The sequence below is a fragment of the Stackebrandtia soli genome (genome assembly GCF_965137155.1).
GTDB lineage: Bacteria > Actinomycetota > Actinomycetes > Mycobacteriales > Micromonosporaceae > Stackebrandtia > Stackebrandtia soli.
In genome coordinates this window covers 77,200-98,195 of the sequence record NZ_CBCRZX010000013.1, presented here as the reverse complement: position 1 = coordinate 98,195, position 20,996 = coordinate 77,200, and the positions used below count along the sequence as shown (strand labels likewise).

Genomic DNA, 20,996 nt, shown 5'->3' with positions numbered 1-20,996 from the left:
TGCCGGGTCCGGCCCGTCCACCACAGCGGACCGGACCCGGCGAAGGTGGTCGTGGTGTTAGACCAGCACTTCCCAGGTCAATGGGCCGATCAAGCCGTCGGCGACGAGACCCTTCTTCGTCTGGAACGCCTTCGCGGCGGCGACACTGACCGAGCCGAAGTTCCCGTCGACGACCAGGCTGGCGCCCTGACGGTTCAGAGCGACCTGAGCGGCCTTGGCGCGCGAACCGGTAGAGCCGCTCTTGACCTCGAGAATCAGCTTCGGCCAGGTCTTCGGCCCGACGACGCCGTCGGCGACGAGACCCTTCTTCGTCTGGAACGCCTTCGCGGCGGCGACACTGACCGAGCCGAAGTTGCCGTCGACGACGAGCGAGTGTCCGTTCGCGCTGAGAAGGTGCTGAACGACCTTGACGAGAGTGCCCGTCGAACCCTGCTTCACGGTCGGCCATCCGGCCCCGCCGATGGGAGCGCTGGAACCGAGGGTGATGCCCCGGTTGGCCAGGAAGGTGTACGGGTTGGTCGGGGAGCCGTTGACCAGGACCTCGAAGTGCAGGTGCGGCCCGGTCGAGTTGCCGGTGGTACCCATCGCGGCGATGTACTGTCCCGCGGAGACGGTCTGTCCGACGGAGACGCCGGCGCTGTAGATGTGACCGTAGTAGGTGCGGTAACCGTTGAGGTGGTCGATGAGGACCGCGTTGCCCGTGCGACCGGGCAACAGCCCCGGGCGGGTATCGCCGGGGTAGGAGTTGGTGCGGACGCCCACGATCTTTCCGGCGTTGGCGGCGCGGATCGCGGTTCCCTGGCTGTTCGCCACGTCAGTTCCGGAGTGCGTCGGACGGCTTGGTGGGCGGAAGCCGGAGGTAATGCGACCGATCGTCGGGTTGCTCCAGGCACCGGCCGCCGACGCCTGCGCGGGAAGGCCGACGATCGCGGCACCAACGCCAATTCCCATGGCCGCCAGGAATCCGCGGCGCCCCCAGGATGTCGAGTTGTCGGGAGTCTGGTTCTCAGTCACGGCGTCGTCCTTTTCTTGTGGGCATTCGACGGGTCGATGAACGAGCCCGAAGCAATTCGGCGCAGATTACCCAAAGGGGCAAGGACATTCAAATATCCAGCTATTAAAAACCCATATGGCGGCCGCGGCCGCTACTCGGCGATCGGGCGGTCCGGGTGGTCCCGGAACTGAGTCCGGTACAGCTCCGCGTACAGGCCGCCTGAGGCGATCAGCTCCGTGTGCGTGCCGCGTTCCGCCACGCGCCCCTCGGCGAGGACGACCACCTCATCGGCGTCACGCACCGTCGACAGGCGATGGGCGATGATCAGTGCCGTTCGACCGGACAGGGCTTCCGCGAGCGCTCGTTGCACGGCCGCCTCGGACTCACTGTCCAAGTGGGCCGTCGCCTCGTCCAGAATCACGACCCGGGGTGACTTCAACAGCAGGCGGGCGATCGCGAGGCGCTGTTTCTCGCCGCCGGAGAAGCGGTAGCCGCGCTCGCCGACGATAGTGTCGAGACCGTCCGGGAGACGACGGACGACGTCGCCGACATAGGCACGGTCGAGCGCGTCCCACAATTGCGCGTCGTCGGCTCCCGGACGACCGTATTCCAGGTTCGCGCGAATGGACTCGTGGAACATGTGGGCGTCCTGCGTCACCACGCCGATCGTGTCCTTGAGGGACTGTTCGGTGGCCTCCCGAACGTCCAGTCCGTTGATCCGGACCGCTCCCCCGGTGACGTCGTAGATGCGGGGCACCAGCATCGACGTCGTGGTCTTACCCGCGCCGGACGGTCCGACGAGCGCGACGGTGGTGCCCGCGCGGACGGTGAAGTCGACTCCTCGCAGGACGGGGCTGTTCTCGGTCGTGTCGAGCCGGACGACGTCCTCAAGGGACGCGAGCGAGACGTCCTCGGCTCGGGGGTAGGTGAACTCGACGTCGTCGAAGGCGATCGTCGCGGGGCCCTCGGGGATCGCCTTCGCGGTCGGGGACTCACGGATGAGCGGTTCGAGGTCCAGCACCTCGAAGACGCGCTGGAACGACACCAGGGCGCTCATGACGTCGACGCGGACGTTCGACAGTGCGGTCAGCGGCCCGTAAAGGCGGGTCAACAGGAGAGCGAGCGTGACGACCGTGCCCGCGGAGAGGGAGTCGTTGAGGGCGAGCCAGCCACCGAGACCGTAGGTGACGGCCTGGGCGAGGCCGGCGACGAGGGTGAGGGCGACGATGAAGGTGCGCCCGTACATCGCGGTGGTGATGCCGATGGAACGGACGCGGTCGGCGCGTTCGGCGAACCGTTCGGTCTCGAGTTCCGGTCGGCCGAAGAGCTTCACCAGAAGCGCCCCGGCGACTCCGAAACGTTCTGTCATCTGGGCGTTCATGCCCGCGTTGAGCTCGAAGCTCTCCTTCGTGAGCGCGGCCAATCGGCGGCCCACGAGCTTCGCGGGAACGAGGAACACCGGTACGAGCACGAGAGACAGGAGCGTGATCTGCCACGACTGGGTGACCATCACTCCAAGCGTCAGGACCACGGCGATCGCGTTCGCCACCACTCCAGACAATGTGGACGTGAACGCGCGCTGGGCGCCCATGACGTCGTTGTTGAGGCGGCTGACGAGCGCGCCGGTCTGCGTTCGGCTGAAAAAGGCCAGCGGCATGGACTGGACGTGACCGAACACCTGCCGCCGCAACGCGTAGATGAGGCCCTCTCCGACTTTCGCCGAGAACCACCTGTTCGCCAGCTGGAGACCCGCGTCGAGAATCGCGAGCACCGCGATCAGCCCGGCGATTCGCCAGACGGCGTCGGCCGGTCCGCCGCCGGTGATGACGTTGATGACGTCACCGGCGAGGACGGGCGTGGCGACGGCGATCGTGGCGGACGCGACGACGGTCACCAGGAACACGATGATGTCGCGTCGATACGGGCGTGCGAACCGCATGATGCGGCGCAGCATTCCCTTGGAGAGCTTCGTATCCGCGAGCGAGCGGTCCGACTGGTGGAATCCCCGCATGCCGCGCATCCCCGCGCCCATGAACGTCACGTTCGCCTGCCGCCCTTCGCTCTACCGTGTCCCGCCCGCGAGGCGGCCATGTCAAATGGGGGCGGTTGGCCACCCCGTCGAGTCCTGCTCGGACTCGCCGAAGGGCTCCAGCGTCATCGTCCGTCCGATTATTCCCCGGCGCCGACCCGGCCACGGATGAGTCGCAGCTGCGCGGCGCGCTCGGCGGCGAGCTGAGCGGCATCATCGTGGACTCCGGCGGACAGCAGCAGGGCCTTCGTCTCGATCGCGGCTTCGCGTGGAACCGCGAGAATCGCCAGCGTGAGGTCCTCGACGGCGTCGTCGAGTTCGCCCGGGCGGACCGTGAGAGTAGCGAGGCCCAGCACGACGGCCTCCTCCGCGGTCACGGTACGGCCGGTCAGGCACAGTTCGAGCGCGCGAGAGTAGCCGAGCTCGGCGACGAGGCGCTTCGTTCCCCCGAGGTCCGGGACGAGCCCGAGGCCCGGTTCGCCGACCCGGATGCGAGCGTCCGTCGACATCACCCGCAGGTCGCAGGCGAGCGCGAGTTGGAGGCCCGCGCCGATCGCGTGGCCCCGTACCGCCGCGATCGACACGATGTCGGGGCGCCGCAACCAGTCGAACGCCTCCTGAAAGGACCAAAGGCGAGCCTCGGCGTCGGCATCGGACGCCGAGGCGAGCTCAACCGGGAGGGGACCCGACAGCACCGACAGATCAAGACCGGCCGAAAAGGACTTTCCGGCGCCGGAAACGACGACGCACCGCACGCTTCCGGGTAGCGAGTGGCCGATGTCCCGCAGCTCACTCCACAGTTGTGGGGTGTGCGCGTTCAAGGCGTCAGGGCGACACATCGTCACTCTCGCCACCGGGCCGTCGATCTCAACCGTCACCTGTCGGGAATCGTCCATCGTCCACTCCACACCTCGGGCCGTCCCCCGTCAGGGCGCGGCGAATCGGGACGATGGTAGCGCCCGCGCGCCCGTCGCGCACCGGCTCATGCGGACACGCGCGGACGCTTTCCGCCTCGTTTACGCAGTGCCACACCGGCCTCGCAGAGCACACGATGGACGAACCCGTATGAGCGGTCCACCGAGGCTGCCAACGCTCGGATACTTTGACCTTCGCCGTACCCGTCGATCAGCCGCCGGATCAGTTCCTCTCGTTCCGAGCCATTGATACGACGGCCTTTCACCACGGGCGCAACACGTTCGTCGTGAGACATCGGTTTCCTTTCAGCAATGAGGGACCCATGCCACGAGGCGATACCGACCATTGAGCACGGTCTCGATGATCATGGGGTAAGGATCAGTCATAGCGGTTCGATGCCAATGAGACAAGCTTCTGTCGGATTCCCGATAGCGCGACTTCGTATGGCGGCCAAGGAGAATCGCCTTCGCGACGGCACCGAAGTCTGCCGCTGCCCGAAGGCTCGGCGACGGGCGGGGGTGTCACCCGGAACGCCGGCCGAGGCCCCACGCCGTCCGAAGCACCCGCTCTCACCGCGCGTGGGACTCCCCCGACGAAACCCGGAACGACGGGAAGGCACGACGTAGGGTCGGGCCATGATCCGGTTGGCGACGTACAACATCCACCACGGCGCGACCGTCGACGGCACGCCCAGCCTGGAGCGCGTGTGCGACATCCTCGCCGAGCACACTGTGGACATCGCATGTCTTCAGGAACTGGACCAACGCTTCGGCGGGCGGTCGGGCTTCGTGGATCAGCCCGCCGTCATCGCCGATAGGCTCGGTATGCACGTCCACTTCGTCGCCACCGTGCTGCGTGACAACGGCGCCGCAGGAACGGGGGGTTACGGTCACGGGGTCTTCAGCCGCTGGCCGATCACCCGCACGACGTCCTATCCCCTGCCCGGCGGCGGGGAGCCGCGAGCGCTCGTCGCGGCCGACATCGACACTCCCGAAGGCACCGTCACCGTCATGTCGGCCCACGTGACACCGGGGCCCTCCAGACATCCGGTCCGGACGGTCCAGCTACGACACATCGCCGAGATCGCCTCCACCGCAGAGCATCCGGTGATCGTCGCGGGAGACCTCAACACCGCCAACGCCCACGAACTCGACGCGATCTCGGCTAGCCTCGCCGACACCGTCGACCCGGATCGGTGGTCACCTCGCCGCCTACGGCACGCGACCTTCCCGTCGACACGACCCCTCATTCGCATCGACAGGGTCTACGTCGGCGACGGTGTGGCCGTCGAGCGCGTTCGGACGGTCCGGGACGCCGCGAGCGATCACACGCCCGTCATCGTCGATCTGCGGCTCACGTCGCCGACGTGAGCCGCCGCGATCGGTTCAGGCGAGTTCGACCAGTTCCAGCAGGTCGTCGCTCCAGATGTCCTCGTCGCCGTCGGGCAGCAGGATCGCCCGCTCGGGGCGCAACGCCTCGACCGCGCCGGGGTCGTGCGTGACCAGGACGATCGCCCCCGGGAAACGGGAGATCGCGTCCAGGACCTGTTCACGGCTGGCCGGGTCGAGGTTGTTCGTCGGCTCGTCGAGCAACAGCACGTTCGCGCCGGAACAGACGAGCGTCGCCAACGCGAGTCGGGTCTTCTCGCCACCCGACAGCACGCCGGCCGGTTTGTCCACATCGTCACCGGTGAACAGGAACGCGCCGAGGATCTTGCGCAGATCCGTGTCCGTGTAATTCCCTTCGGCCGTCGACGCGGCCGAACGCATCAGCTCCAGGACCGTACGCTCGACGTCGAGCGTCTCGTGCTCCTGCGCGTAGTAGCCGATCCGAAGGCCGTGACCGGCGATGACCCCGCCCGTGTCGGGCACGATCTGACCGGCGAGCATGCGCAGCAGCGTCGTCTTCCCGGCGCCGTTGAGGCCCAGAATGACGACCCGGGAACCCCGGTCGATCGCGACGTCGACGTCGATGAACACCTCGAGCGACCCATAGGTCTTCGACAGGCCCTCGGCGGTCAGCGGAGTCTTCCCGCACGGTGCCGGCTGTGGCAGCCGGACCTTCGCCACCCGGTCGGCGACCCGAACGTCCTCAAGGCCGGACACGAGACGCTCCGCGCGACGCAGCATGTTCTGCGCGGCGGTCGCCTTCGTCGCCTTGGCGCGCATCTTCTCGGCCTGAGCCGACAGCGAGGCGGCCTTCCGCTCCGCGTTGGCGCGCTCGCGTTTACGCCGATGTTCATCGGCCTCCCGCTGCTTCAGGTACGCCGTCCAACCGAGGTTGTACTGATCGACGGCGGAGCGGTTGGCGTCGAGGTACCAGACCTTGTTGACGACCGCTTCGAGCAGTTGCGCGTCGTGACTGATGACCACCAGACCGCCCTTGTGCGCGGAGAGATAGGTGCGCAGCCAGGTGATCGAGTCGGCGTCGAGGTGGTTCGTCGGCTCGTCCAGCAGCAGGGTGCCGTCACCGTCGGCGGTGTCGGCGAACAGGATCCGCGCCAACTCGACGCGGCGACGCTGACCGCCCGAGAGCGTGCCGAGGTTCTGAGCCAGCACGCGATCCGCGAGGCCGAGGTTCGCGCAGATCCGTGCGGCCTGGGATTCGGCGGCGTACCCGCCCATCGAGGCGAAACGATCCTCGAGATTGCCGTATCGACGAACCAGCTTGTCGCGCTCGGCCGTGTCGGCGATCTCGGCCAGCTGTGCCTGGACCTTCGTCATGTCGGACAGCAGGACGTCGAGCCCGCGGGCCGACAGCACCCGGTCCCGCGCCGAAACCCCCAGGTCGCCGGTTCGGGGATCCTGTGGCAGGTAACCGAACGGACCACGCCGCTCGATCGCTCCCGCGTACGGCAGGTTCTCCCCGGCCATACTCTTCAGGGTGGTCGTCTTACCGGCGCCGTTGCGGCCGACAAGGCCGATGCGGTCGCCCGGCTGGACGCGCAGATTGGTGTCGGACAGCAGGATGCGCGCACCGGCGCGCAGTTCGAGTCCGGTTACGGAGATCATGGTGTGAGGCTCGCTTTCGCGGAATAGAAGACTGGCGGATCAAAGACAGGGGTCTTCTGCCGATTCCCTCTCAAACGAATCCAGCCCGGTCATCCCGGTGCGTGAGAGTGGTCGAATCGGCCCAGCGAGCTCAGTCTTGACAGCGATGCACGCGACCAGTCTATCCGGCCGACTGAGGACGACGCCATCGCATTGCGGCCGACCACACCAGTCACACGACATCGTCCGGTCGGTCCGCGCCCCTTCACCGGCTCGGTCCGTCCGGCCTCACCGGCGCGGCCACTAAGCCGTTACGCGACGATAGTACTGTCGTGACCTGCGGTTTTAGTTCACGATTGTCCGGTTTCGAGTTCGCTACGGTTCTCTGCGTTATGGACTTTCCCCAGAGCAAACCCAGCAGCAAGGACCGTCGTTACCTCGGAAAACACCGAGGCTCCAACCTGGCCCGGACCGTGCTCGCCGCGATAGCGGTCGGCACCGTCGGATTCAGCGCGATCACCGCGACCACCACCGCCGCTCCCCTCACGGACCCGGTGGAGACCGTCGCCAACGCGAGCGACCGGCCGAACGACGACCGGGCCGACCGCGGCGACGAGCGCGAAGAGGAAACCACAACCGCTCCCGAAAAGGAAAAGGAAGAAGAGAAGAAGCCGGAGCCGAAGGACGCCAAAGAGCCGGAGAAGAAGCCGGACTGGGTGTCGCCGTCTCCCGCCGAGATCAGTGACGTCTACGGACCGCGCGCCTGGCGCGCCGGTGAGATGCACTTCGGTCTCGACTTCGCCGCCAACGAGGGTGAACCGAACTACGCCGCCGCAGCGGGCGTCGTCGTTCAGGCCGGCCCCAACGGCGGATACGGCAACAGCGTGATCATCGACCACGGCAAGGGCGTGCTGACCGTGTACGGCCACCACTCCAAGCTGAAGGTCTCCGTCGGAGACAAGGTCAAGCCCGGCGATGTCGTCGGACTGGCCGGCTCGACCGGTGACGTCACCGGTCCCCACCTGCACTTCGAGGTCAACGACAACGGCACGATGGTCGACCCGCACGAGTGGCTGACCGACCACGGAGTCGACCTGTAACCAAGACTGCCTTCATTCCCCCACAGGAGACGCCCGCGCCCGACCCGCGCGGGCGTCTCCGTCTGTCGTCACGGCTGTGCGTCCCGTCTCACTCGCACCCGACGGTCCCACCGGACGCCCGCGGCCATCGGTCGCGTTCCGGGCACGCCGAAGACGCGGTGGCACCGATGAGCAGGCGATTCTCCGCCTTCGCCCGGTCACGTGTCCCCGCTCACCCCGCGCGGCCGCAGATGAACAGGACAACCTTTACCTCGGACGACCGCCGCTCAGGCGGTACCATGCGCCGATGAGTGAGCACTGGGATGTAGTGGTTCTGGGCGCCGGACCGGGCGGGTACGTCGCCGCGATTCGCGCGGCCCAGCTTGGTCTGCGCACCGCGATCGTGGAGTCGAAGTACTGGGGCGGGGTCTGCCTCAACGTCGGCTGTATTCCGTCGAAGGCGCTCCTGCGCAACGCCGAGCTGGCGCACATTTTCGGTGAGGAGCGCGAGACCTTCGGCATCGAGGTCGACGGCGCCGTCCGTTTCGACTACGGCAAGGCCTTCACGCGCAGCCGTGAGGTGGCCGATGGCCGGGTCAAGGGCGTCCACTACCTGATGAAGAAGAACAAGATCAAGCAGTACTTCGGCGCGGGGACCTTCGCCAATGCGAACACGCTCAACGTCGTCGGGGACGACGGTTCGGAGACTGTGACGTTCGACAACTGCATCATCGCGACGGGCGCGGTGACTCGGCTCCTGCCGGGGACGTCGTTGAGCGACCGCGTCGTCGACTACGAGCAGCAGATCATGTCGGACACGCTGCCGGACTCGATCGTGATCGCCGGGGCGGGCGCGATCGGTGTGGAGTTCGCCTACGTGCTGCGTAATTACGGCGTGGACGTGACCCTGGTCGAGTTCGCCGACCGGATCGTCCCCACCGAGGACGCCGACGTGTCCAAGGAACTGGCCCGTCAGTACCGCAAGTTGGGTGTCGACGTGCGCACGAACACCCGGGTGACGGGCATCAAGGAGAACGGCTCCGGCGTGCAGGTCAGCGTCTCCGGCCCGAAGGGCGACGAGGTTCTGGAGGCGGACAAGGTCCTCCAGGCGATCGGTTTCGCACCCCGCGTCGACGGGTACGGGCTGGAGCGGACGGGTGTCCACGTGACGGAACGCGGCGCCATCGATGTCGACGGCAGGTGCCGGACGAGCGTGCCGCACATCTTCGCGATCGGCGACGTCACCGCCAAGCTGATGCTCGCGCACACGGCCGAGGCGATGGGCGTCATCGCCGCCGAGACCATCGGCGGTGCGCCGACGATGGAACTCGACTACGCGATGATCCCGCGCGCGACGTACTGCCAGCCGCAGATCGCCAGCTTCGGTTACACCGAGGCTCAGGCGCGTGAGCGGGTCGCCGAGATCAAGGTCGCGAAGTTCCCGTTCACGGCGAACGCGAAGGCTCACGGCCTCGGCGAGGCGAAGGGCTTCGTCAAGCTGATCAGCGACGCGGCGACCGGCGAGCTCCTCGGCGGCCACCTGATCGGCCCGGAGGTGACGGAGCTGTTGCCGGAACTGACGATGGCCCAGATGTGGGAAGCCACTGTGGATGACATGGCGCGGAACGTGCACGCGCACCCGACCCTCGGGGAAGCGGTCAAGGAAGCGATCCACGGCCTCGCGGGGCACATGATCAACATGTGAGCACCCACTGTAGACATCGACCGCCGTTCGGACCCGATGGTCCGGACGGCGGTCGTCGTATGGCCGCGTCGACGAACGGCGCCCGCCGTGATTCGGTCCGGTTTCGGGCGTTCGTTAGTGTGAAAGTCCGTCGTCTCAGGAGGAAGACATCGTGACCGAACCCTCGACAGGTCTGTACTGGACGGACGGGGTGCCGTTCCTCGCGCTCGGCGCGGAGTCGGCCGCCCCGGCCGGACCCGGCGCGACGCTGCGCGTGGCCGTCGAGGGGCCGCGCGGGTGCGTCGGACACTGGCGGCGCGGCGCCGGACGCCAGTCCTGCCCGTTCGGCGAGCGCATCGAGGCCACCGCCACCGACGCCCAATGCGTGGCGTGCGGCAACGCCGACGCGGGCCGTCAGGTCGCCCGGGATCGAGCCCACGACGACGGCAGTCCGTACCGCCTGTACCTGGCGTGGTTCGGCGACGAGACGATCAAGGTAGGGATCTGTTCGGCGGCAAGGGGAACGAACCGACTCACCGAGCAGGGCGCGTTGGCGTACACGTTCATCGCGGACGGCACGCTCGCGCCGATCCGCGCGGCGGAGCAGACGATCTCGGGCGCTGGCATCGCCACGGAACGGGTTCGACTGGGCCGCAAGCCTCAGCTGTGGTGGAGCGCGAATCCCGAGACCGGCCGGGCGAGACTGCTCGCCGCGGCGGATCAGGCGGGCACCGCCATCGCCGATCTGCCGAAGATCACGACCGCCTCCCCCGAAGTGATGCACCATACTCGACAGTTTGGTTTGGACGGTGAGCTGCCGTCGTCGTACCGTCCCTTGACGGCCGTCGAATCGGGCTCCGTCCTGGGCGGTCGCGTTCTGGTGGCGTCGGGACGTTCCCTGCTCCTCGACACGGAGCGCGGCGCGGTGCTCCTCGACGCGCGACTGATCGCGGGCTGGCGCCTCACGACGTCCGAGTCCGCGCCGAGTCGTCTGCCGCTGGGACTGCCCGTGCACCCGGCGACGTCGCACGCGACGCAGCCGACCCTGTTCTGAGCCTGTCGATCATCGTCCACCAGTCCGGCAACACGACATGGAGAACGGGCGGCGTCCGGACCTGGCCCTGATCTACGCCGAAGCGGCACGCCATGAGACGACCGGCTCATCCGCGACCGCCGCGGTTCCAGGTCGGACGGCGAATCGCGGTCCTAGAGATCGGTTTCGCCGCCGCGCCGAGCGGCGATCCCGCCCCCGTTCGGCGGACGGCCATCGACCTCGAAGGGCCCTCCCGAGCGGGCTATAGGATACGCGGGATCGTTCTAGGATTTCGGGGCCGAACGCGACGGCTGTGGCGTGGGAGAGCCCGGCCCGAACCCCGCACATGTGAGCCGAGGAGCAATACAAATGTCCGACCCGTCCCCGTTCGCCGCCCAGTCACCACATCTGGACCTGTCGACGATCGATCACGAGGTTCTGGCGTTCTGGCGGGACCGGGACGTCTTCCAGCGCAGCGTCGACGCCTCCAGCGACAAGCCACTATGGATGTTCTACGAGGGGCCGCCCACGGCGAACGGTCGCCCGGGCACGCACCACGTCGAGGCGCGGGTGTTCAAGGACGTCTTCCCCCGGTTCAAGACCATGAAGGGCTTCCACGTCCCCCGGAAGGCCGGATGGGACTGCCACGGGCTGCCGGTGGAGATCGCGGTGGAGAAGGAACTCGGCCTGTCCGGCAAGCAGGACGTCGAGCGGGTGGGCATCGCGAAGTTCAACGAACAGTGCCGCGCGTCGGTGCAGCGCTTCGTCGGCGAGTTCGAGGCGATGACGGAACGTGTCGGCTACTGGGTCGACATGTCCGAGGCGTACTGGACGATGGCACCGCAGTACGTGGAGAGCGTCTGGTGGGCGATCAAGACGATCTACGATCGCGGGTTGCTGGTCGAGAATCACCGCGTCGCCCCCTACTGCCCACGTTGCGGCACCGGACTGTCCGACCACGAGGTGGCACAGGGATACGAGACCGTCAAGGATCCGTCCGTCTACATTCGCATGCCCGCGAAGGCGGCCGTGGCTGGTATCGACGGGGTCGACCTGTTGATCTGGACGACGACCCCGTGGACTCTCGTGTCCAACACGGCCGTCGCGGTCCACCCGGACGTCACCTACGCGGTCGTCCGCGCCGAGTCCGGGACCTTCCTGGTCGCGGAGCCGCTCGTGGCCTCCGTCCTCGGTGACGACGTCGAGGTCCTCGCGACACTGCCCGGCGCGCAGCTGGAAGGGCTCGCGTACGAGCGCCCGCTCGACTTCGTGGAGATCCCGGACGCGCACCGGGTGATCCTCGCCGACTACGTGACGACCGCCGACGGCACCGGGCTCGTCCATCAGGCTCCCGCCTTCGGCGCCGACGACCTCGAGACCTGCCGCCGGTACGGCCTGCCGGTCGTCAACCCGGTCGACAACGAGGGCAAGTTCCTCGAGAAAGTGCCGCTCGTGGGCGGCATGTTCTTCAAGTCGGCCGACGCCGTCCTCATCGACGAGCTGAACCGGCGCGGTGTCCTGTTCCGTCACCAGGAGTACGAGCACCCGTACCCGCACTGCTGGCGCTGCCACACGCCGTTGATGTACTACGCGCAGTTGTCGTGGTACATCACGACGACGGCGATCAAGGACGCCCTGCTGCGCGAGAACGAGAACACGAACTGGTACCCCGAGCACATCAAGAACGGGCGTTTCGGCGACTGGCTGACGAACAACGTCGACTGGGCGCTGTCGCGGAACCGGTACTGGGGCACCCCGCTGCCGATCTGGCGTTGCGGCGAGGGCCACACGACCTGCGTCGAATCGCGCGTCGAGCTCGGACGACTCACCGGCCGCGACCTGTCCGATCTGGACCCGCACCGTCCGTTCATCGACGACGTGACCTTCCCGTGCCCGGAGTGCGCCACCGAGGCGATCCGCGTGCCGGAGGTCATCGACGCGTGGTTCGACTCCGGTTCGATGCCGTTCGCACAACTCGGATACCCCTTCGTGGAGGGTAGTCGGGAGAAGTTCGAGCAGACCTATCCGGCGCAGTTCATCTCGGAGGCGATTGACCAGACCCGCGGCTGGTTCTACACGCTGATGGCGATCGGGACGCTCGTCTTCGACAAGTCGTCCTACGAGAACGTCGTATGCCTCGGCCACATCCTCGCCGAGGACGGCCGCAAGATGAGCAAGCACCTCGGCAACATCCTCGAACCGATGCCCCTGATGGACAAGTTCGGCGCGGACACCCTGCGCTGGTTCATGCTCTGTTCGGGATCGCCGTGGTCGCCGCGCAAGATCGGCGACGGCCCGCTCGAGGACATCTCGCGAAACGTGCTCCTGTCGCTGTGGAACACGGTGTCGTTCTTCAGCCTGTACGCGGACGCGAACGACTGGCGCCCGAGCGACAGGCCCGTCGAGCTGACACCGCTGGACCGGTGGCTGCGTGCCGAGTTGCACCACCTCGTCTCCGTCGTCGACTCATCGCTGGAGAACTTCGACACCGTCGGGGCCGGACGGGCGCTCACCCAGTTCATCGACGATCTGTCCAATTGGTACATCAGGCTGTCGCGATCGCGCTTCTGGAGCGGCGACGAGGCCGCCCATCAGACGCTGTACGAGACGATCGAGGTGTTGACCCGCCTCCTCGCGCCGTTCGTCCCGTTCGTCACCGAGCACATCTGGAAGGTCGCGGTGCGCCCGGGAGACGCGGCGCAACCGGAGTCGGTGCACCTGACGTCCTGGCCGGTCGTCGACGAGACCGCGCTCGACGAGGGACTGCGGACGTCGATGACGACAATCCGCTCCATCGTGGAGGCAGGTCGCGCGGCGCGTAAGGCCAGCAAGATCCGGGTCCGCCAACCGCTGTCGCGCGTGCTCTACGCGGCGCCGGGCGGTGCCGGGCTCGGTGACGACCTGCTCGCCTACGTCGCCGACGAGCTGAACGTCCGCGAGGTGACGAGCCTGACCGGCGCCGGTGAGGTCCTGGACGTGTCGGTGAAGCCGAACTTCCGCGAGATCGGAAAACGCTTCGGATCGTCGACTCAGCAGGTCGCGGCCGCCATCATGGCGCTCGACCCGGCGGACGTCGCGGCGGGCGTCGACGGCGAGAAGGAGTTCACGCTCACCGTCGACGGAGCCCACGTCACCATCTCGGCCGCCGACGTCCTCGTCAAGCAGACGCCCCGCGAAGGCTGGGCGGTCGCCGACCAGCGCGGTGTCGTCACCGCCATCGACACGACGATCACCCCGCAACTGCGTCGCGCGGGCTTGGCCCGTGAGGCGATCCGGCTCATCCAGGAGGCCCGCAAGAAGAGCGGCCTCGAGATCACCGACCGCATCCGACTGACGTGGGCCGCCGAGGGCGAGACCGCGACGGCGCTGCGGGAGCACGAGTCGGAGGTCGCGCAGGCGGTCCTCGCGACCGTCGTCACCGAGGCGATGGTGGACGACGCGGCGGTCTTCGCGGACGAGGACCTGGAGCTGCGCTTCACGATCGAGGCGCAGCGCTGACGAAGGAGTGAGACGGGCGCGGGTCTTGCGGACTCGCGCCCGTTCGTCGTCACCGGGCGGCGCGGGCCTCCGGGTCGGGCCCCGTCCGCGTTCCAGTGTGGAGCGCGTTGATCGCCGCCAGTTCGGCCTCCGTCAACGAGAAGTCGAAGATGTCGAAGTTCTCGGCGATCCGGGAGGGCGTCGCCGACTTCGGAATCGCGACGATGCCGAGCTGAATGTTCCACCGCAGGATCACTTGGGCGACGCTCTTGTCGTGCGCCGCGGCGATGTCGAGGAGGACCGGCTCCTTCAGCAGATCACCGCCGTGTCCGAGGGGACTCCACCCCTCGGTGACGATGCCGTGCTCGGCGTGGAACGCCCTCAGCTCGGTCTGCGTCAGCCACGGGTGCAGTTCGATCTGGTTGACCATCGGCACGATCTCGCAGGCGTCGATCACCTCGGCGAGCCGATGTGGGTGGAAATTGGACACTCCGATGGCACGGGCGCGTCCCTCCGCGTAGATCCGTTCCAGAGCCCGCCAGGTCTCGACGTAGGCGTTACGCCGCGGTTCGGGCCAGTGGATCAGGTACAGGTCGACATGGTCGAGACCGAGCTTCCCGAGGGACACGTCGAACGCGCGCAACGCGTTGTCGTAACCGTGGTCGGTGTCCCAGAGTTTCGTCGTGATGAACAGATCGTCGCGAGCGACACCGGAGCTCGCGACGGCGCGGCCCACGCCCTCCTCGTTCCGGTAGTACGCGGCGGTGTCGATGCTGCGGTAGCCCACCTCGATCGCCGTGGCTACGGCGGATTCGGCCGGCTCGTTGTGAACCCGGAAGACGCCGTAGCCGAGCTGTGGCATGGCGACGCCGTTGGACAGAGTGATCATCGGAACCGGTGGCATGTGTTTCGCCCTTCTCGAAAGATCGGCCGGGAGCGCCCGGCGTCCCTCAGCCTGCCCGGTCACGACCCGAATCGGAAGCCATTGTGGGCATCGGCTCGATCGAGGGACCCGAGGACGCCCACGCCGACGCGACGTGGAAAAGTCAAGATAGGGGGACGACCACGAACAGCACTCGACTCGGTGGCGCCGTCACGTTCCCTCGGGTTGCGTGAGATGGATGTGGACGGACCGGTACAGCTCCGGGAGGGCCTCCAGCGTGGCGCGCCGAGGCTCCGGAACGTCACCGAGATGCGGTGCGATGACACGTTTCTCGACTTCCGCCAGTCGCGGGTCTTCGAGGATCATCGCGACGGCGTCCTTGTCCCCCGCGGTGACGACGGCGTCGAGGGTGTCGAGCACCGGCGCGATCAGCCGGTTCACGACGTCGGCGGCCTTCTGCGCGGCGGCCTTCGCCTGATTCGAGCGGCGGCGCGCGTACCGCTGCTGGGACCAACCGCCCGCGGCCGTCCTGCCCTGCACATAAGACGTGTCCACTTTCGAGGATTCGAGGCGCGGGCCGTCGAAGACGCCGACGGCGAGCGCGGCCCGACGGGCCATGACGACACCGACGCGCAGCGGAGCCGAGGCGTGTTCGATGACGTATTCGAGGAGGCTCCCCCACTCACCGTCGGGGCCGATCGGCGGAGCTCCGGGCGGAAGCGACCGGCCCAGCGGCAGGGCGCACACGGCGACGGCCGTGTCGGCGGCCTCCGCGCGCAGGCCGTGCTCCGTCGGTGTCATGGACGTGACGCGGTGGCGCACGTCGAAGCCGTCGATCCACTTCCCCAGCCGTTCCGGGGCGACGAAGATGTCGCGCCCTCCCCCAGCGGCCGGCCGGTTCGTCCCCATCCCAAGCGCCTCCTCGTCTCCCCGCGAGCCTACCGACCCCTCCCGTCACGACCGGCCCTCGCGTCACCCGAAAGCCGCGGGGACGGGCCGCGTCCGTGGAGGACCGCCGGTCGGGGCCGGTGCCGCTCCGACGTGACTCGGAGCGGCGGTACGCGATATCCGTTGTCGCCCAGTGGATCTGAGGCAGCGGCCGCACCCGGCCAGCGGTCTTCCCTTCGTGTCACGGGTTGACCAGGCGACCCACGCGGAGGAGGTATTCGCGGCGGTCCAGAGGGTTCGCGTCGGAGCGCGGGCGGGACGGCGGGTCGCCCGTGATCGGGGTGAAGCGGTCGAAGACCGTCTCGAGTACGCCCTCGCCGCTGGTCAGGGACGGGAGCTGACGTTCCAGGCGATGCACCGAGGCCGCCGGGATGTCCCCGTCGACGACGAGCGCGGACGCCACGACGCGCTGCTCCAGCGGTACCGCCCGCAACCGCGACAGGACCGGGAGCGTCGCCGTCAGCGTGTCCACTGGCAACTCGAGCCGGAAGCGGTGCATCGGCTCGTGCACGACGGTTCCCGCGTCTCGGATCGCGTCCATGAGCACTAGCGGCGTCAGTTTGCGGAAGTCCCCCGCCGTGCTGGACATGCTCTTGTCGAAGACGGCGTGCGAGTGGCTTTGACGCGCCCAGTAGCCGGTGCGGAACACCGTCACCCTCGCGTCGATGACCTGCCAGCCGCGCAAACCCTGACGCAGGGTGTCGCGCACGGTGTCCTCGATGGCCTTCATGAACGCCGACGGCAACGAGCCCAACTCGACCTCCAGGTGGAAAGTCGTCCCGCCGTCGACGGGACCCGGTTCGACCCGCAGACCGAGCGTCGCCAGGAACGGGTTGTCCCCGGTCTTGATGACCTCGGCCGCGCCGGCCGTGCCGACGAGACGTTCCACGCAGACGGTCGTCGTCTCCCTGAAGGACACCGCGACGCCGTACTCCTCGGCGAGAGTCGACTGGATGACCTCCTTCTGCATTTCCCCGTACAGCGACACGTATGTCTCGTCGCGACGGTCGTCCCGGCGCAGGTTGATCAGCGGATCCTGCTCGGCGAGTTCCGTCAGCGCGACGTGCGCGGCGGGACGGTCGCGCGGATCGTCCGCCGTCACGACGGCCTCCCAACCGGGCGGGGCGAAATGACGGTGGCGGTCGGCCGGAGTGATACCGATGGCGTCGCCGACACGTACGCCCGTCAGGCCCCACAGTCGGCCGATTCGGCCGGCGTGAACGGTGTCGACGGGGACGGGCCCGCCCGGTTCGACGACTTCGATCGCGGTTAGTTTCGCTTCGCGGCCGTCGCCGAAGGGCACGAGTTCCCGGACGCGAGCCGTTCCCGAGCGCAGGCGCGCGTATGCGACGCGTTCGCCCGATCGGCCCCGTTCGACGGCGAAGACCGTGCCCGACAACGGCGCGTCGGCGTCGCCGACCTCGGCGGGAAGCAGGTGCGGTATCGCCGCGAGCAGCTCCCCGACACCCGTCCCGGTCACGGCAGAACCCGCGAACACCGGGTACACCGAACCCTTGCGGGACAGCGACAAGAGCGCCTGACGAACCCTCTCGCTCGATAGTGGACTGTCGGATTCGACAGCGTCGGCCAAGAGGGCGTCGTCATGTTCCGCGAGCACGTCGACCCACTGATCGATGTGGACCGAGTCGGATTCCGTGTACGGCGCGAAGATCGCGTCCCGGGTCCCGACGTGGGACGTTACGCCCATCGGGACGAGCGCGGGTGTGAGCGTGCGGGCGAGTTCGTCCAGGACGGCGGCGGGGGCGGCACCCATTCGATCGAGTTTGTTGACGAAGATCAGGGCCGGAATGCCGATCCGACGCAGCGTCCGCATCAGCACCTTCGTCTGTGGTTGGACGCCTTCGACGGCGGAGACGACGAGGACGGCCCCGTCGAGAACGCCGAGCGCTCGCTCGACCTCGGCGATGAAGTCGGGGTGGCCGGGTGTGTCGACGAGGTTGACGATCACGTCTTCGACGCGGAACGACGCGACCGCCGACTTGATGGTGATGCCGCGTCGGCGCTCCAGATCGAGCGTGTCGGTGCGGGTCGTTCCGTCGTCGACGCTGCCCACCGCGTCGATCGCTCCGGCGGTGTAGAGGAGGCGTTCCGTCAGGCTGGTTTTACCGGCGTCGACATGTGCCAGGATTCCGAGGTTGAGTGTGCGCACGAAGCGTCATGTCCTTTGCGTAAGCGGTTCCTTCGGGTCGGTAGGACACGGAAGCCGCTCGCATTGGTTTTTCCTTCGAATGATGACGCTGGTCGAATGCAGTACAACAGACCGAACACACCGGGGCAAACGTTTTTCACTCGCTCCGCGCGACGGTCATATCCTGCACGGCCGTCCGTACACCAGACCTCCCCACCGCTCCTCCAAGCCGACGCGGGCTCCGTCCAGCGAGATGGGACGGAGCAGGGCACAACGGACCTCTCCGATCAGGTGATCACCGCGGCGTTCGGGGCCGCGACTCCGCGCAAACGACGACGGCCTCCCCATGAGATCGGAACGGCCGACCAACTGCAGCCCGAACCCCTTGCACGGATTGGGATGGCGGTCTCCGCGCACGGCGGGACGCATCGATCCGTACACCGCAACGCCCGACGGGAGGACTCTCCGATTCCCCAGCCGGGCCAGGCGGCCATATCCCCCACAAAGGATGACGGCGGGTCAGGGCCACACAGTTGAACGGCCCCAACAGATCCGGCGGCGCACTCCAGCGGCGCACTCCTCGGGCGGAGAATCGACCACGGGACAGACGACGGGCGCCGGCGAGCGAGAAGCTCACCGGCNCCCGAAAAGGTCGCTCTATCAGACGTTGAAGCCCAAGGCCCGCAGTTGATCGCGGCCCTCGTCCGTGATCTTGTCCGGGCCCCACGGCGGAATCCACACCCAGTTGATCCGCATGTCGGCGACGAGACCGCCGCCCGGGCCCTGAGTCAGCGCCGACCGGGCCTGGTCCTCGATGACGTCCGTCAGCGGGCACGCCGCCGAGGTCAACGTCATGTCGACCGTGAGGACGTTGTCGTCGTCGACGTGAAGTCCGTACACAAGGCCGAGATCGACGACGTTGATGCCGAGCTCCGGGTCGACGACGTCCTTCATCGCCTCCGTCACGTCATCGAGGTCCGCCTTCGCGACGGGGTTCGACGCCGCGGCCTCGGTGGCCTTCGTCGGCTCCGCGTCAGGCGTGGCCTGCGCCTCGTCGGTCCTATCGATATCGGTCATGATCCCTCTCCACTCGCCGCGCCCGCGCGGGCCGCCGCGTCCTTGAATGCCATCCACGACAGCAGCGCGCACTTGATCCGCGCGGGAAACTTCGACACACCGGCGAACGCCACGGCGTCCTCCAGCACGTCCTCGTCGGGTTCGCCCTCACCACGACTGCCCATCAGCTCCGAGAAGGCGTCGAGCGCCGCCAGTGCCTCGTCGAGGTGTTTGCCGTTCACCAGGTCGTACATGACGCTCGCGGACGCCTGCGAGATCGAGCATCCGACGCTGTCGTACGAGACGTCGGCGACCGTGTCGCCCTCGAGATGGACCCTCAGGGTGATCTCATCGCCGCACGTCGGATTGACGTGATGAGCCTCGGCCTCGTACGGCTCCCGCAGGCCCTTGCCGTGCGGGGACCGGTAGTGGTCGAGGATGACCTCCTGGTACAGCTCGTCCAGCATCAGCCGAAGACCTTCCGTGTCGTGTGCAGTGCGTCCACCAGGGCATCGATCTCCGCCTCCGTCGTGTAGACGTAGAACGACGCCCGAGTCATCGCGGCGACGCCGAAACGCGCGCACGTCGGTTTGGCGCAGTGATGCCCGACCCTCACCTCAACGCCCTCGGCGTCGAGAATCTGCCCGACGTCGTGCGGGTGGATGCCCTCCAGGTCGAAGGAGATCGCGCCACCGCGTCCCAACGGCACCCGCGGCCCCATGATCGTCAGCCCGGGGACCGACTCGAGCGCGGGCAACGCGTAGGCGCACAGCTCCTTCTCGTGCCACTGAACCGCGCGCATGTCCAACGCCGTCAGGTAGTCGATGGCCGCGCCAAGACCGACGGCCTCGGTGATCGGCGGGGTGCCCGCCTCGAAACGGGCGGGCGGGGCGGCGTACGTCGTCCGCGCCATCGTCACCGTCTCGATCATCGAACCGCCACCGAGGAACGGCGGCATCGCCGCGAGCAGTTCCTCACGGCCCCACAGCACGCCGATCCCGGTCGGGCCGAGCATCTTGTGGCCCGTGAAGGCGATGAAGTCGACGTCGTAGGCGACGACGTCCATCGGCATGTGCGGCACCGACTGCGACGCGTCGAGCATGACGAGGGCGCCGACCTCGTGCGCCCTCTTCGTGATCGCCCCGGTCGGGTTGATCGTCCCGAGGATGTTCGACATGTGCACGATGGACACGAGCTTGGTGCGTTCGGTGATCAACTCGTCCAGCCCGGACGTGTCGAGGCGCCCGGCGTCGGTGATCGGGAACCACTTCAGCGTCGCGCCGGTGCGCTCGCACAGCAACTGCCACGGAACGATGTTCGAATGGTGCTCCATCTCGGAGATGACGATCTCGTCGCCCTCGCGCAGACGGAAGCGCTCGTCGGAGCCCTGACCGACGGACGCCGCCAGCATCGCGTACGAGACGAGGTTGATCGCCTCCGTCGAGTTCTTCACGAACACGACACCGTTGGAACTCGGCGCGTTGATGAACCGGGCGACCTTCTCCCGCGCGCCCTCGAACGCCTCCGTCGCCTCCGAACCGAGCTGATGCACGGCGCGGGCGATGTTGGCGTTCGAGTGGCGCGAGAACTCCGCCATCGCGTCGATGACCTGCCTCGGCTTCTGCGAGGTGTTACCCGAATCCAAGTACACCAACGGTTTCCCGTTGACGGTACGACTCAGGATCGGGAAGTCGGCGCGGATCGCGTCGACGTCGAGCGACGGCACGTCCGGTGGGCGGTGCGATGCCAGCGCCGTCAT

At 67.7% G+C, this 20,996-nt stretch carries 16 protein-coding genes; 5 read left to right on the top strand and 11 right to left on the bottom strand.

What is annotated here, in order from left to right; translation table 11 throughout:
• Positions 1–57: 57 nt before the first annotated feature.
• The 4 genes from ACM9NP_RS10585 to ACM9NP_RS10570 form a co-directional block, all read right to left on the bottom strand.
• Positions 58–1,014 carry a peptidoglycan DD-metalloendopeptidase family protein gene (locus tag ACM9NP_RS10585; RefSeq protein WP_415646465.1) on the bottom strand — a complete coding sequence of 319 codons (957 nt, stop codon included), beginning with the start codon at positions 1,012–1,014 and terminating at the stop codon, positions 58–60.
• Positions 1,015–1,145: 131 nt separating this feature from the next.
• Positions 1,146–3,005 (bottom strand): ABC transporter ATP-binding protein, encoded by a 1,860-nt coding sequence (locus tag ACM9NP_RS10580; RefSeq protein WP_415646482.1) that lies wholly within the window; start codon positions 3,003–3,005, stop codon positions 1,146–1,148.
• Between the two features lie 158 nt (positions 3,006–3,163).
• A complete protein-coding gene (locus ACM9NP_RS10575) occupies positions 3,164–3,919 on the bottom strand; it encodes an enoyl-CoA hydratase/isomerase family protein (RefSeq protein ID WP_415646464.1) in 756 nt (251 codons plus the stop codon).
• Between the two features lie 86 nt (positions 3,920–4,005).
• Positions 4,006–4,233 (bottom strand): helix-turn-helix domain-containing protein, encoded by a 228-nt coding sequence (locus ACM9NP_RS10570; protein ID WP_415646463.1) that lies wholly within the window; start codon positions 4,231–4,233, stop codon positions 4,006–4,008.
• Positions 4,234–4,573: 340 nt separating this feature from the next.
• Between ACM9NP_RS10570 and ACM9NP_RS10565 the strand changes: the two genes are divergently transcribed.
• Positions 4,574–5,308 (top strand): endonuclease/exonuclease/phosphatase family protein, encoded by a 735-nt coding sequence (locus tag ACM9NP_RS10565; protein WP_415646462.1) that lies wholly within the window; start codon positions 4,574–4,576, stop codon positions 5,306–5,308.
• Between the two features lie 15 nt (positions 5,309–5,323).
• On the opposite strand, the gene ACM9NP_RS10560 is transcribed toward ACM9NP_RS10565, so the two are convergent.
• Positions 5,324–6,949: an ABC-F family ATP-binding cassette domain-containing protein gene (locus ACM9NP_RS10560; RefSeq protein ID WP_415646461.1), complete on the bottom strand. Its 1,626-nt coding sequence runs from the start codon at positions 6,947–6,949 to the stop codon at positions 5,324–5,326.
• Positions 6,950–7,320: 371 nt separating this feature from the next.
• Between ACM9NP_RS10560 and ACM9NP_RS10555 the strand changes: the two genes are divergently transcribed.
• From ACM9NP_RS10555 to ileS, 4 genes are all read left to right on the top strand, one after another.
• Complete coding sequence (locus tag ACM9NP_RS10555; protein ID WP_415646460.1) at positions 7,321–8,028, top strand: M23 family metallopeptidase; 708 nt, start codon at positions 7,321–7,323, stop codon at positions 8,026–8,028.
• Between the two features lie 286 nt (positions 8,029–8,314).
• The gene (gene lpdA / locus ACM9NP_RS10550; protein WP_415646459.1) at positions 8,315–9,712 is read left to right on the top strand and encodes a dihydrolipoyl dehydrogenase; all 1,398 of its coding nucleotides are present in this window, start codon (positions 8,315–8,317) and stop codon (positions 9,710–9,712) included.
• 151 nt (positions 9,713–9,863) lie between these two features.
• Positions 9,864–10,745, top strand: coding sequence for a DUF2797 domain-containing protein (locus ACM9NP_RS10545; protein ID WP_415646458.1), 882 nt, complete (start codon positions 9,864–9,866; stop codon positions 10,743–10,745).
• A 348-nt stretch (positions 10,746–11,093) separates the two neighbouring features.
• Positions 11,094–14,222, top strand: a complete 3,129-nt coding sequence (ileS, locus tag ACM9NP_RS10540) for an isoleucine--tRNA ligase (RefSeq protein WP_415646457.1) — start codon at positions 11,094–11,096, stop codon at positions 14,220–14,222.
• 49 nt (positions 14,223–14,271) lie between these two features.
• On the opposite strand, the gene ACM9NP_RS10535 is transcribed toward ileS, so the two are convergent.
• From ACM9NP_RS10535 to ACM9NP_RS10510, 6 genes are all read right to left on the bottom strand, one after another.
• Positions 14,272–15,105: an aldo/keto reductase gene (locus tag ACM9NP_RS10535; protein WP_415646456.1), complete on the bottom strand. Its 834-nt coding sequence runs from the start codon at positions 15,103–15,105 to the stop codon at positions 14,272–14,274.
• A gap of 189 nt (positions 15,106–15,294) precedes the next feature.
• Positions 15,295–15,993 carry an acVLRF1 family peptidyl-tRNA hydrolase gene (locus ACM9NP_RS10530; protein ID WP_415646455.1) on the bottom strand — a complete coding sequence of 233 codons (699 nt, stop codon included), beginning with the start codon at positions 15,991–15,993 and terminating at the stop codon, positions 15,295–15,297.
• 220 nt (positions 15,994–16,213) lie between these two features.
• Complete coding sequence (locus ACM9NP_RS10525) at positions 16,214–18,202, bottom strand: GTP-binding protein (RefSeq protein WP_415646454.1); 1,989 nt, start codon at positions 18,200–18,202, stop codon at positions 16,214–16,216.
• Positions 18,203–18,841: 639 nt separating this feature from the next.
• Positions 18,842–19,258: a metal-sulfur cluster assembly factor gene (locus tag ACM9NP_RS10520; protein WP_415646453.1), complete on the bottom strand. Its 417-nt coding sequence runs from the start codon at positions 19,256–19,258 to the stop codon at positions 18,842–18,844.
• Complete coding sequence (gene sufU, locus ACM9NP_RS10515; RefSeq protein WP_415646481.1) at positions 19,255–19,707, bottom strand: Fe-S cluster assembly sulfur transfer protein SufU; 453 nt, start codon at positions 19,705–19,707, stop codon at positions 19,255–19,257. Before sufU ends, ACM9NP_RS10520 begins: the two co-directional genes overlap by 4 nt.
• Entirely contained in the window at positions 19,704–20,996 is a 1,293-nt protein-coding gene (locus ACM9NP_RS10510; protein WP_415646452.1) for a cysteine desulfurase, read from the bottom strand. The genes sufU and ACM9NP_RS10510 overlap by 4 nt, the downstream gene beginning before the upstream one ends.

What these genes read in the sequence shown, in the direction of transcription:
- ACM9NP_RS10580 (WP_415646482.1), bottom strand. Translation starts at nt 3,005, where the DNA reads ATGCGGGGATTCCACCAGTCGGACCGCTCGCTCGCGGATACGAAGCTC.
- ACM9NP_RS10575 (WP_415646464.1), bottom strand. Translation starts at nt 3,919, where the DNA reads ATGGACGATTCCCGACAGGTGACGGTTGAGATCGACGGCCCGGTGGCG.
- ACM9NP_RS10570 (WP_415646463.1), bottom strand. Translation starts at nt 4,233, where the DNA reads ATGTCTCACGACGAACGTGTTGCGCCCGTGGTGAAAGGCCGTCGTATC.
- ACM9NP_RS10565 (WP_415646462.1), top strand. Translation starts at nt 4,574, where the DNA reads ATGATCCGGTTGGCGACGTACAACATCCACCACGGCGCGACCGTCGAC.
- ACM9NP_RS10560 (WP_415646461.1), bottom strand. Translation starts at nt 6,949, where the DNA reads ATGATCTCCGTAACCGGACTCGAACTGCGCGCCGGTGCGCGCATCCTG.
- ACM9NP_RS10555 (WP_415646460.1), top strand. Translation starts at nt 7,321, where the DNA reads ATGGACTTTCCCCAGAGCAAACCCAGCAGCAAGGACCGTCGTTACCTC.
- lpdA (WP_415646459.1), top strand. Translation starts at nt 8,315, where the DNA reads ATGAGTGAGCACTGGGATGTAGTGGTTCTGGGCGCCGGACCGGGCGGG.
- ileS (WP_415646457.1), top strand. Translation starts at nt 11,094, where the DNA reads ATGTCCGACCCGTCCCCGTTCGCCGCCCAGTCACCACATCTGGACCTG.
- ACM9NP_RS10535 (WP_415646456.1), bottom strand. Translation starts at nt 15,105, where the DNA reads ATGCCACCGGTTCCGATGATCACTCTGTCCAACGGCGTCGCCATGCCA.
- ACM9NP_RS10530 (WP_415646455.1), bottom strand. Translation starts at nt 15,993, where the DNA reads ATGGGGACGAACCGGCCGGCCGCTGGGGGAGGGCGCGACATCTTCGTC.
- ACM9NP_RS10520 (WP_415646453.1), bottom strand. Translation starts at nt 19,258, where the DNA reads ATGACCGATATCGATAGGACCGACGAGGCGCAGGCCACGCCTGACGCG.
- ACM9NP_RS10510 (WP_415646452.1), bottom strand. Translation starts at nt 20,996, where the DNA reads ATGACGGCGCTGGCATCGCACCGCCCACCGGACGTGCCGTCGCTCGAC.